At 71.0% G+C, this 11,639-nt stretch carries 8 protein-coding genes; 1 reads left to right on the plus strand and 7 read right to left on the minus strand.

Features of this window, described 5'->3' with window-relative positions; all coding sequences use genetic code 11:
- Window positions 1-77: 77 nt before the first annotated feature.
- The 3 genes from ACIPY5_RS04675 to ACIPY5_RS04685 form a co-directional block, all read right to left on the minus strand.
- On the minus strand, window positions 78-1,139 hold the full coding sequence (locus tag ACIPY5_RS04675; protein ID WP_400967259.1) for a hemolysin family protein: 1,062 nt from the start codon (window positions 1,137-1,139) through the stop codon (window positions 78-80).
- Window positions 1,136-2,449, minus strand: a complete 1,314-nt coding sequence (locus tag ACIPY5_RS04680) for a hemolysin family protein (RefSeq protein ID WP_400968468.1) — start codon at window positions 2,447-2,449, stop codon at window positions 1,136-1,138. Before ACIPY5_RS04680 ends, ACIPY5_RS04675 begins: the two co-directional genes overlap by 4 nt.
- A 137-nt stretch (window positions 2,450-2,586) precedes the next feature.
- Window positions 2,587-4,050 (minus strand): GuaB1 family IMP dehydrogenase-related protein, encoded by a 1,464-nt coding sequence (locus ACIPY5_RS04685; RefSeq protein WP_400967262.1) that lies wholly within the window; start codon window positions 4,048-4,050, stop codon window positions 2,587-2,589.
- 227 nt (window positions 4,051-4,277) lie between these two features.
- On the opposite strand from ACIPY5_RS04685, the gene ACIPY5_RS04690 reads away from it, so the two are divergent.
- Window positions 4,278-7,964, plus strand: coding sequence for a multifunctional oxoglutarate decarboxylase/oxoglutarate dehydrogenase thiamine pyrophosphate-binding subunit/dihydrolipoyllysine-residue succinyltransferase subunit (locus tag ACIPY5_RS04690; RefSeq protein WP_400967265.1), 3,687 nt, complete (start codon window positions 4,278-4,280; stop codon window positions 7,962-7,964).
- A 9-nt stretch (window positions 7,965-7,973) separates the two neighbouring features.
- Here the strand turns inward: ACIPY5_RS04690 and ACIPY5_RS04695 are convergent, their stop codons facing one another.
- Genes ACIPY5_RS04695 through ACIPY5_RS04710 form a run of 4 tightly spaced genes read right to left on the minus strand, consistent with a single transcriptional unit; the run spans window position 7,974 to window position 11,571 of the window.
- Window positions 7,974-9,314, minus strand: a complete 1,341-nt coding sequence (locus ACIPY5_RS04695; RefSeq protein WP_400967268.1) for an APC family permease — start codon at window positions 9,312-9,314, stop codon at window positions 7,974-7,976.
- A 30-nt stretch (window positions 9,315-9,344) separates the two neighbouring features.
- Window positions 9,345-10,652 carry a GNAT family N-acetyltransferase gene (locus ACIPY5_RS04700; RefSeq protein ID WP_400967271.1) on the minus strand — a complete coding sequence of 436 codons (1,308 nt, stop codon included), beginning with the start codon at window positions 10,650-10,652 and terminating at the stop codon, window positions 9,345-9,347.
- Window positions 10,653-10,711: 59 nt separating this feature from the next.
- Entirely contained in the window at window positions 10,712-10,957 is a 246-nt protein-coding gene (rsrA, locus tag ACIPY5_RS04705) for a mycothiol system anti-sigma-R factor (RefSeq protein WP_309340870.1), read from the minus strand.
- Entirely contained in the window at window positions 10,954-11,571 is a 618-nt protein-coding gene (locus tag ACIPY5_RS04710) for a sigma-70 family RNA polymerase sigma factor (RefSeq protein ID WP_233310625.1), read from the minus strand. The genes rsrA and ACIPY5_RS04710 overlap by 4 nt, the downstream gene beginning before the upstream one ends.
- Between the last annotated feature and the right edge of the window lie 68 nt (window positions 11,572-11,639).

The raw sequence follows: 11,639 nt of genomic DNA on the forward strand, positions 1-11,639 counted from the left end.
AGCGAGCGCAGCGCCCTTCGTCTCGCCTGCGGCTCGCTCAGGGACCGATCTCAGCACGGTCCCTGGGCGAGCGCAGATCAGCGCCCGAAGCCGCGGCGGGTGATGTCGCGCACCTCGCCGACGAGCTCCTCGATGATGTCCTCCAGGAACAGGATCGCCGTCGTCCGACCGGCCTCGTCGCGCACCTGGGCGAGGTGACGGCCCGCGCGCCGCATGATCGCGAGCGCGTCCTCGAGGTCGGTGTCCTCCTGCATCGGCACCATCTGGTGGATCCGCTTCGCGGGGATCGGCGCGACCGCGCGCGCCGCCGCATCCGGTCCCTCCGCCGAGCGGATCACGTCCTTCAGGTGCACGTAGCCCACCGGCACGCCCTCGGGGTCGACCATGACGTAGCGCGAGAATCCGTGCTTCGCGACGGCTCTCTCGACGTCGTCCGGGGTCGCGCCGAGCGGCAGCGTCACGAGCCCGGCGAGGGGCACGGCGACGTCTCGCGCGTCCTTGTCGGTGAACTCCACCACCGCGCTGACCGTGCCCGCCGAGTCGGCGAGCACGCCCTCGCGCCGGGACTGGTCCACGATCGTGGCGACCTCGTCGAGCGTGAACGTCGAGGCGGCCTCGTCCTTCGGCTCGACGCGGAACAGGCGCACGACGCCGTTGGCCGTGGCGTTCAGGCCGCGGATCACCGGGTAGAAGACCTTGGAGATCCACACGAGCGGTGTCGCGAGGATGAGCACGGCCCGGTCCGGCACCGAGAACGCGAGGTTCTTCGGCACCATCTCACCGAAGACCACGTGCAGGAACGACACGATGATCAGGGTGATGATGAACGCGATCGCGTCGACCGCGCCCTCGGCCAGTCCGAGCGCGCCCAGGGGGGCCGCGAGCAGGTGGTGCATCGCCGGCTCGGAGACGTTCAGGATCAGCAGCGAGCAGACGGTGATGCCCAGCTGCGAGGTCGCCAGCATGAGCGTGGCGTGCTCCATCGCGTACAGCGCGGTGCGCGCGGAACGGGATCCGCGCTCGGCGAGCGGCTCGATCTGCGAGCGGCGCGCGGAGATGACCGCGAACTCCGCCCCGACGAAGAACGCGTTGAAGGCGAGCAGCACGAACAGCCATGCGATTCCGGCCCAGTCGCTCATCGCTCGCCCCCTTCCTCGGTCGCCGCTTCCGGCGTGAAGCGGATCCGATCCACCCGACGGCCCTGCATGCGCACGACGTGCAGGACGCCGCCCGGCACGGGCACCTCGTCACCGGCCTTGGGCAGGCGCTCCAGCACGCTCATCACGTAGCCGCCGACCGTGTCGTACACGTCGCCCTCCGGCACCTCGATGCCGGAGCTGGCGCGCAACTCGTCGGGGCGCAGCTCGGCGGGGAAGGTGATCCCGTCACGGCCCTTCACGACACCGGCCCTGCTGCGGTCGTGCTCATCGGACACCTCGCCGACGATCTCCTCCACGAGGTCCTCGAGGGTCACGATGCCGGCGGTGCCGCCGTACTCGTCGACGACGATCGCGAGCTGGTAGCCGCCGCCACGCAGCTCGGCCACGAGCGCGTCCAGGTGCACGGTCTCCGGAACCCGCAGCGGCTCGGAGGCGAGCGCGCCCACCGGCACCTCGGTGCGCCGGTCGCGCGGCACCGAGACCGCCGCCTTCAGGTGCACGACGCCGGTGATGTCGTCGAGATCCTCGTCGAACACCGGGAAGCGGCTGTGTCCGGTGCGCCGGGCGAGGCCGATCACGTCGCCCGCGGAGTCCGCCGCCGCGATCGCGTGCATGCTGGGCCGAGGGGTCATCACATCGCCCGCGGTCAGCCGGGCGAAGCCGAGGCTGCGATCCAGCAGGGTCGCGGTGTCCTCCTCGAGCACGCCGGCGCTCGCGGAGCGGCGCACGAGCGAACTGAGCTCCTCCGCCGAGCGGGCTCCGCTGAGCTCCTCCTTGGGCTCGATGCCCATCGCGCGCAGCACGCCGTTGGCGCTCCCGTTCAGGACGGCGACGACGGGGCGGAAGACCATCGTGAACGCGGTCTGGAACGGGATGACGACCTTGGCCGTCGCCACCGGCAGCGCGAGTGCGAAGTTCTTCGGCACGAGCTCGCCGAGGATCATCGACAGCATCGTGGCGACCGTCATCGCGACGATCACGGCGATCGTGACGGTGACCGGCTCGGGGATCCCCCATGAGCTCAGCACCGGACGGAGCAGGTTCGACAGCGCCGGCTCCATCGTGAAACCGGTCAGCAGCGTGGTGAGCGTGATGCCGAGCTGCGCCGAGGACAGATGCGTCGAGGTGATCCTGAGCGCGGCGATGGTCATGCCGAGGCGGCTCTCGCCGCGATCCCGTCGCGCCTCCAGATCGGCGCGGTCGAGGTTGACCAGTGCGAACTCGCTGGCGACGAACAGGCCCGTCCCCACGATGAGCAGAAGCCCCACGCCCAACCAGATGTAATCCATCACGGTGTCACCTCCGACGATGCGGAGAGCGGGCAGTGGGGCGATGTACTACACGAGGGAGGGTCGTCCATGGTGCGCACGATTCTACTGTGACGCGGAGGGGATGAAGCTGAACGGATGCCTGATCGCCGTCGCGCTCACCAGCTGACCGGCAGCGCCTTGCCCTCTTCGTACCCCGCGGCGGACTGCAGCCCGACCAGCGCGCGCTCGTGGAACTCCGGCACGGACGAGGCGCCCGCGTAGGTGAACGAGGAGCGCACGCCCGAGGTGATCATGTCGAGCAGGTCCTCGACACCGGGCCGGAGTGGATCCAAGTAGATCTTCGAGGAAGAGATGCCCTCCGCGAACAGCTCCTTGCGTGCGCGCTCGTAGGCGTCGAGGCGGCCGAAGCGCGCCTGCACCGCCTTCGTCGAGGCCATGCCCCAGGACTCCTTGTAGAGGCGCCCCTCGGCGTCGAGCTGCAGCTCCCCCGGCGCCTCGATCGTGCCGGCGAACCAGGATCCGACCATGACCGAGGCGGCACCGGCGGCGAGAGCGAGCGCGACGTCGCGCGGGTAGCGCACTCCCCCGTCCGCCCAGACGTGCGCGCCGAGCGCGGCGGCGGCCTGCGCGGTCTCCAGCACGGCGGAGAACTGCGGGCGTCCGACCGCGGTCATCATGCGCGTGGTGCACATCGCGCCGGGCCCGACGCCGACCTTCAGGATCGACGCGCCGGCCTCGACGAGATCGCGCACGCCGTCGGCCGTGACGATGTTGCCGGCGACGATCGGGATGCCGAGCTCGAGCGCGGACACCGTGCGCAGCGCCCGGAGCATCCCCTCCTGGTGCCCGTGCGCGGTGTCGACCACGAGCACGTCCACGCCGGCCGCGGCGAGGGCCTTGGCCTTGGCGGCGACGTCTCCGTTGATCCCGACCGCCGCGGCCACCGCGAGGCGCCCCGAGGCGTCGACCGCGGGGCGGTACAGCGTGGAGCGCAGCGCACCGCGCGCGGTCTGCGTGCCGACCAGGTGCCCGTGCTGGAGCACGCACACCATCTCGGCCTCCACGGCGGTGATCGCGTCGAACGCCGCACGCGGATCGGCAACGTCCTCGGCGTCGAGCGACGGGGAGTCCGCGCGGACCAGGTCGCCCAGCTTCGCATCCCGCAGCGCGGTCGCGAGGCGGACGGCGGGCAGGATTCCGCGGATGGCGTCGACGTGCAGGCCGTCCGGACCGCCCGGCGCATCGGCGACCACGATGCCGTGACCGTCGGTGGCGGGCAGCAACCGCAGCGCGTCCTCGACCGTGGCGAGCGGCGAGAGCACGAGCGGGGTGTCCCAGGACACCGGCTGGCGCTTGACCCGGCGGATGGCCTCGTCGAGCTCCTGGAGCGGCATGTCCTGCGGCAGCACGCCGATGCCGCCGCGGCGGGCCAGGGTCGCGGCGAGTCGAGGGCCGGTCACCGAGTTCATGTTCGAGGACACGAGCGGGATGGTCGCGGGCGTCCCGTCCTGCGGCGCGAGATCGACCTGGAGCCGGCTCGTCACATCCGAGCGACGCGGCACCAGGAACACGTCGGAGTAAGTGAGGTCGACCATGGGTCCTTCGCCGGAGAACTGCATGCTCTCAGGGTAGCCGTCCGTGCCCCGAACGCCTCGGGATCGCGATGACAGGGCGGTCCGGCGCGGCCTCGATGCGAGGCGTCGGCGAAAGCTCCCGCCCCGCGCCGCGATCCACGCCCGCACCGCACCTCCGACACGTTAGGCTTGACACCCGGATGAGTGGCCATACCCGGAGACCACCGGGGACGGATCCCACCAGATTCAGCGATGAAAGAGGGCGATCGAGCGTGTCGAGCCAGGTGACCGGCGTCGGGACTTCTGGAGATGGAGAGTTCGGGGCCAATTCCTGGCTCGTCGACGAGCTGTACGAGCAGTTCAAAGTCGATCGCAACTCCGTCGACAAGGAGTGGTGGCCGGTCCTCGAGAACTACCGTCCCTCCGAGCCCTCTGCGGCTCCCGCAGTCGCACCCTCGGCCGCACCGGCCGCCGCGGCCGCCGCGCATCCGGTGACGGCGCCGATCCCGGTGATCGGTCAGCAGCCGGTGGCCCGCACCACGACGAAGCCCGCGCGCCAGGCCCCGATCCCCGCCCAGGCGCAGGACCGCGCCGCCGCGGAGGCCGGCACCGAGCAGCACGAGGACGTGGTCACGCCGCTGCGCGGCATGCCGAAGACGCTCGCCGCCAACATGGACGAGTCGCTCACGGTCCCGACCGCGACGAGTGTGCGCACGGTGCCCGCGAAGCTGATGATCGACAACCGCATCGTCATCAACAACCACATGTCCCGCACGCGCGGCGGCAAGGTGAGCTTCACGCACCTCATCGGCTGGGCGCTGATCCAGGCGCTCAAGGAGTTCCCGAGCCAGAACGTCTTCTACGCCGAGGTCGACGGCAAGCCCAGCGTCGTCGCCCCCGCGCACGTGAACCTCGGCATCGCGATCGACATCCCGAAGCCGGACGGCACCCGCGCCCTGCTCGTCCCGAGCATCAAGCGCGCCGAGTCGCTCACCTTCAGCGAGTACCTCTCCGCCTATGAGGACCTCATCAGCCGTGCGCGCGGCAACAAGCTGACCGCCGCCGACTTCCAGGGCACCACGCTGTCGCTCACGAACCCGGGCGGCATCGGCACCGTGCACTCCGTGCCGCGCCTGATGAAGGGTCAGGGCTGCATCATCGGCGCCGGCGCCCTCGAGTACCCGGCCGAGTTCCAGGGCTCGAGCCAGAAGACGATCGACGTGCTCGGCATCGGCAAGACGATCACGCTCACCTCGACCTACGACCACCGCGTCATCCAGGGCGCAGGCTCGGGCGAGTTCCTGAAGAAGGTGCACGAGCTGCTCATCGGCGAGCGCGGCTTCTACGAGGGCATCTTCCGCGCCCTCCGGATCCCCTACGCGCCGATCCGCTGGAACAAGGACATCGCGGTCGACCTCGCCGAGCGCATCGACAAGACCGCGCGCGTGCAGGAGCTCATCAACTCCTATCGCGTGCGCGGCCACCTGATGGCCGACATCGACCCGCTCGAGTACGTGCAGCGCACGCACCCCGACCTCGAGATCGAGACCCACGGCCTCACCTTCTGGGATCTGGACCGCGAGTTCGTCACGAACGGCTTCGGCGGTCAGCGCCAGCTCAAGCTGCGCGAGATCCTCGGTGTGCTCCGCGACTCCTACTGCCGCACGCTCGGCATCGAGTACATGCACATCCAGGACCCGGAACAGCGCCGCTGGTTCCAGGACAAGGTCGAGGTCAAGTACGTCAAGCCCGGCCACGACGAGCAGCTGCGCGTGCTCAGCAAGCTCAACGAGGCCGAGGCCTTCGAGACCTTCCTGCAGACCAAGTACGTGGGTCAGAAGCGCTTCTCGCTCGAGGGCGCGGAGTCGCTCGTCCCGCTGCTGGACGAGATCCTGCAGGGCGCGGCCGGCGCGGGCCTCGACGGTGCCGCGATCGGCATGGCGCACCGCGGCCGCCTGAACGTCCTCGCGAACATCGCGGGCAAGACCTACGGTCAGGTGTTCCGCGAGTTCGAGGGATCCATGCAGCCGGGCAACCAGCGCGGATCCGGAGATGTGAAGTACCACCTCGGCAAGGAGGGCACCTTCGTCGCCGACGACGGCGCCGAGCTGCCGATCCTCCTCGCCGCGAACCCCTCGCACCTGGAGACCGTCGACGGCGTGCTCGAGGGCATCGCCCGCGCCAAGCAGGACCGCAAGCCGATCGGCACCTTCACCTGGCTGCCGATCCTCGTGCACGGCGACGCGGCCTTCGCGGGCCAGGGCGTCGTGGTGGAGACCCTGCAGATGTCGCAGCTGCGCGGCTACCGCACCGGCGGCACGATCCACGTGGTCGTGAACAACCAGGTCGGCTTCACCACGCTGCCCAACGACTCGCGCACCTCCGTGTACGCGACCGACGTCGCCAAGACGATCCAGGCCCCGGTCCTGCACGTGAACGGCGACGACCCCGAGGCCGTCGTGCACGTGGCCCAGCTCGCGTTCGAGTACCGCGAGCGGTTCCACCGCGACATCGTGATCGACCTCGTCTGCTACCGCCGCCGCGGTCACAACGAGGGCGACGACCCGTCGATGACACAGCCGCTGATGACCGACCTGATCCAGGCGAAGCGCTCGGTGCGCAGCCTCTACACCGAGTCGCTCGTCGGCCGCGGCGACATCACCCAGGAGGAGTACGACCAGGCCAAGGCCGACTTCCAGAACCGCCTGGAGATCGCCTTCGCCGAGACGCACGCGGCGGAGACCGGCGCCACGCCGATCGCCCCCGACCTCGCGCCGGTGGATGACCAGATCGGCTCCCCCGACGTCACGGGCGTGCCGCTCGAGGTCGTTCACCTCGTCGGCGATGCGCACGCGAACAAGCCCGAGGGCTTCACGGTGCACCCGAAGCTGCAGCAGGCGATGGACAAGCGCGTCGACATGAGCCGCAACGGCTCGATCGACTGGGGCTTCGGCGAGCTGCTCGCCTTCGGCTCGCTGCTGGTCGAGGGCACCCCGGTGCGCCTCGCCGGTCAGGACTCCCGCCGCGGCACGTTCGTGCAGCGCCACGCGGTCCTGCACGACCGCGCGAACGGCCAGGAGTGGCTGCCGCTCGCGAACCTCTCCGACAACCAGGCCCGCTTCTTCGTCTACGACTCCCTGCTCAGCGAGTACGCGGCACTCGGCTTCGAGTACGGCTACTCGGTGGAGCGGCCCGAGGCGCTGGTGCTCTGGGAGGCGCAGTTCGGCGACTTCGTGAACGGCGCGCAGTCGGTCATCGACGAGTACATCTCCGCCGCCGAGCAGAAGTGGGGCCAGCAGTCGAGCGTCGTGCTGCTGCTGCCGCACGGCTACGAGGGCCAGGGGCCGGACCACTCGTCCGCCCGCATGGAGCGCTTCCTGCAGCTGTGCGCCCAGGACAACATGACGGTGGCGCGTCCGTCCACGCCGGCGAGCTACTTCCACCTGCTGCGCCGCCAGGCGTACGCGCGCCCGCGCAAGCCGCTCATCGTGTTCACCCCGAAGGCGATGCTGCGTCTGCGTGGCGCGACCAGCCCGGTGGAGGACTTCACGCAGGGCCGGTTCGAGACGGTGATCGACGACAACCGCCCGCTGGACCGCAACGCCGTCAAGCGCGTGATCTTCCACTCCGGCAAGGTGCACTGGGACCTGGTCTCGGAGCTCGACAAGAACCCGAACCCCGAGATCGCGCTCGTGCGCGTCGAGCAGCTCTACCCCGTGCCGCTGCGCGCGCTGAAGACCGTCGCCGACACGTACCCGAACGCGGAGATCGTCTGGGTGCAGGAGGAGCCGGAGAACCAGGGCGCCTGGCCGTTCCTCGCGCTGCACTTCCAGACCGTGCCCGGCCCGCGCGTCGTGCGCCCGATCACGCGTCCCGCCTCGGCGGCGCCGTCGACGGGATCCTCGAAGGTGCACGCCGCGGAGCAGGCCGACCTGCTCTCGCGGGCACTGACCCTCTGAACCGTCCGCTCAGCCGATCGACGCGGTGTCCCGGTCCTCCGGGGCACCGCGTCGTCGTTCCCGCGCCCTGCGCACCGCGGTCACGGCGAGTGCGATGACCGCCACCGCCGCCGGGACCACGAGCGCGGCTCCGGCGAGCAGCAGCAGTCCGATCGTGCAGACCGCGGCGATCACCGCCATCCACCAGCCGGGCGTGCGCCGCGGCAGGATCCGGATCGCCGCGATCATGCCGATCGTGTAGACCGCGACCATGCTCGCGGTGTGGATGAGGATGAACGGCTGCAGGTCGAACCCCGTCGCCCACGACACCGCGAAGTAGGCGAGCACGAGCGCCATGGAGAGCAGCAGCGCGCGCCGCGGCACCGCACCGGGCTCGGCGCCCTTCGCGAACCAGTGCGGCAGGTCGCCGTTGGAGGCGAGGGACGCACCGAGCTTGCCGAAAGCGGCGAGGTAGACGTTGAGCACCCCGAGCGCGACCACCGCCGACACCACGCCGATCAGGGTCGGCGCCGCGCGCACTCCGCCCGCATCGGCGAGGTCGAGCAGGACGACGTCCCCGTGCCCGGCGCGCTCTCCGAGGGCTCCGACGGTCACGACCTGCAGCGCGAGATAGCATCCTCCGGCGAGCACCAGGGTGATGGCCGTCGCCAGCGGGATCGTGCGCCGCGGCCGTGCGAACTCCCCGGAGATGTGCGTCCCGACCTCCCAGCCCGCGAACGCCCACACGAACATCACGATCGCGGTTCCCACCCCGCCCCAGCCGTGCGGCAGGAACGGTGTGAAGCTCTCCGGCCGGACGGCGGGCGCCGCGACCGCGACCACCACGACGACGATCGCGAGCAGCAGGCCGGTGAGCACCAGCTGCAGCCAGCCGGTGAGCCGCACGCCGAACAGGTTGGCGACGAACGGCGCCACGAGGAACCCGAGGGCGAGCCACGGGACGCCGGCGCCGTCGATCCCCACCGCGGTCGCGATGTAGCGCGCGCCGAGCACCGACACGACGGGGCCTCCGGCCGCGACGCCGAAGAGGAACCAGTATCCGGTGGCCCTCGCCGCGGTCGGCCCGAGGGCGCGACGCGCGTAGCTCGCGACGCCGCCCGGATCAGGATGGCGGGCCGCGAGGGCGGCGAACGCGCCGGCGAGCGGCACCGCCAGGAGCGTGATCACGCCCACCGCGATGAGACTGGCGGGGCCGGCCGTCTTCGCCGCGAGCCCGGGGAGCACCAGGAGTCCCGTGCCCAGGACCGCGGCGAGGTACAGCGCGATCCCCTGCGCGAGTCCGAGCCCTGACGGCGCGTGCGCGCCGAGATCGGTGCCGTCGGATCCCTCGGCGGGGCGGAGTGCGGTCATGCCCTCACGGTAGCGAGGGCATCGGACATCTCAGTACCAGATGGTGAGCGCGGGCTCCACCGCGGTGCCGAAGGCGTTCTGGATCGTCGCCGCCGCCTCCGCCGAGGCCGAGATCCGGCCCGCCGCGCGCAGCGTCGGCGCGCTCACACCGCCGAGGTACAGGGAGGACAGCGCATCGACGCCGAGCTCGACATCCGGCGCATCCGTCGTGGCGTCCACGACGCCCTTCCCGTCCGGACCGACGCTCAGCCGCCAGGATCCCTCGGCGAATCCGAGCGGATCCGACACCCGCAGCACGAGATCCAGCGGGGCGCGGTATGTGCGCGCGCCGAGCACGGCCGGCACGTCGAGGATCCGCAGCCAGCCGTGATCGTGCACCGTGACCTGCACGGCGCGCTGGTTCGCGACGAGCCACGGCAGCGGATCGTCGACGGGGCGGAGATCCGCGTGCACGGTGCGGATCAGGTCGTGGTTGACCGCGAAGGCCCAGAGCGCGCGCAGGGCCTCGGGCGTCTCCGCGTCGAGGTGGCGGACCGCGAGGTCGGCGCCGAACTCGTCGGGGAGTTCGTCGAGCGTGTACGCCAGGACCCCGCGGGTGGTGCCCTCGGCGTCGACCGCCCTGACTCCGCGGACGGCGCGCGACCTCTCGTCGCCGGGTGCGAGCCCGGCCATCCGACGCCACCGCAGCGGCCAGCCGGGGATGTCGCCCGGCCGATCGAGACGAGCGCGCTCATGCACCTCGCCGAGCGCCGCGAGCAGCGCGTCGGGCTCGAGGTACTCGACCGTCGTCGCACCGTCCGCCGCCGGCAGCGTGACGCCGCCGGCGCGGTGCGCGTCGACGCGCACGCGCGACACGGGGATCGCGGGGCCGAAGCCGTAGCGCCCGTAGATCGTCGCCTCGGTGGCGGTGAGCCCGGCGATCGGGACGCCGGCCGAGGCGGCGGCACGCAGCTCGCCCTCCAGGAGGTTGCGCGCGATCCCGCGCCGACGATGCGTCGCGGCGACCGTGACGATGCTGATCGCCCACATGTCGACATGCGCTCCGGCCTCGCCCGGCACGGTCATCGGCGTCACCCACGAGTCGACGGTCGCCACCGGGATATCGATGCCCGGTGCGTACACGCCGATGTTGCGCCGCCCCGACATCATCTCGCCCATGACGCGGATCGTCTCGTCGTCCGGCTCCTTGTCCAGGAAGCCGCGCGCGTCGGCGCGCGCGAACCCGCGCAGGTGCACCGGATCGGACACGTCGACGATGCGGTACTCGAGGTTCGAAGCGCTCAGGCGCTGCTGCGAGGTCGGGTCGACGGGGACGTCACGGGCGTCGAGGTCTGCCATGCCCCCAGCCTAACCACGACCGCCGACGCTGCGGCGGCCGCAGGAAGCGGTGCGACGCGTCAGTGGACGGCGGCCTGCACGGCGCGCAGCCGCGCCAGGACCTGATCGCGCAGCTCCTCGGGAGCCGTCTCCTTGCACGCCCGCGACACGACCTCGGTCAGCGTGGTCGCGACCAGCGCCTCCTCCGCGCAGGACGGGCAGTTGTCGAGATGCTCGCGGATGTCGGAGTGCTCCGTCTTGCACATCTCGTTGCGGAGGTACTCCTCCAGGTCCTGCCGCGCCTTGGCGCATCCGCAGTCCGTCATTTCGTGCTCCTCGTGCCGGCCGTGGCGATTCCTCGCTCCGCGGCGTAGTCCGCCAGCAGCTCCCGCAGCATGCGGCGCCCGCGGTGCAGGCGGCTCATGACGGTGCCGATGGGGGTCTTCATGATGTCGGCGATCTCCTGATAGGCGAAGCCCTCGACGTCGGCGAGGTACACCGCCAGCCTGAAGTCCTCCGGGACCGCCTGCAGCGCCTCCTTGACGACCGACGCGGGCATCCGGTCGATCGCCTCGGCCTCGGCCGAGCGGCTGTGCGAGGCCGTGGTCGATTCGGCGCCGCCCAGCTGCCAGTCCTCCAGCTCGTCGATCGTGCCCTGATAGGGCTCGCGCTGGCGCTTGCGGTAGATGTTGATGTAGGTGTTCGTCAGGATCCGGTACAGCCACGCCTTGAGGTTCGTGCCCTGCGTGAAGCTCGACCACGAGGCGAACGCCTTCACGAACGTCTCCTGGACGAGGTCCGCGGCATCGGACGGGTTGCGTGTCATGCGCATGGCGGCGGCATACAGCTGATCCATGAAGGGGATCGCCTGCTCCTCGAATTCCCGGCGCGCGGAGGATTCCGCGTCCGGCTGCGCGTCCAGCGGTGCGTGATCGTTCATCGCCAGCCAGTTTAGGCCGATCTCGTCGACCACCACCGGTTCGAGAGTCGCGAGCATGCGCACTGCCT

Origin of the sequence: Microbacterium sp. NPDC089698 (assembly GCF_044749045.1) — a bacterium.
GTDB lineage: Bacteria > Actinomycetota > Actinomycetes > Actinomycetales > Microbacteriaceae > Microbacterium.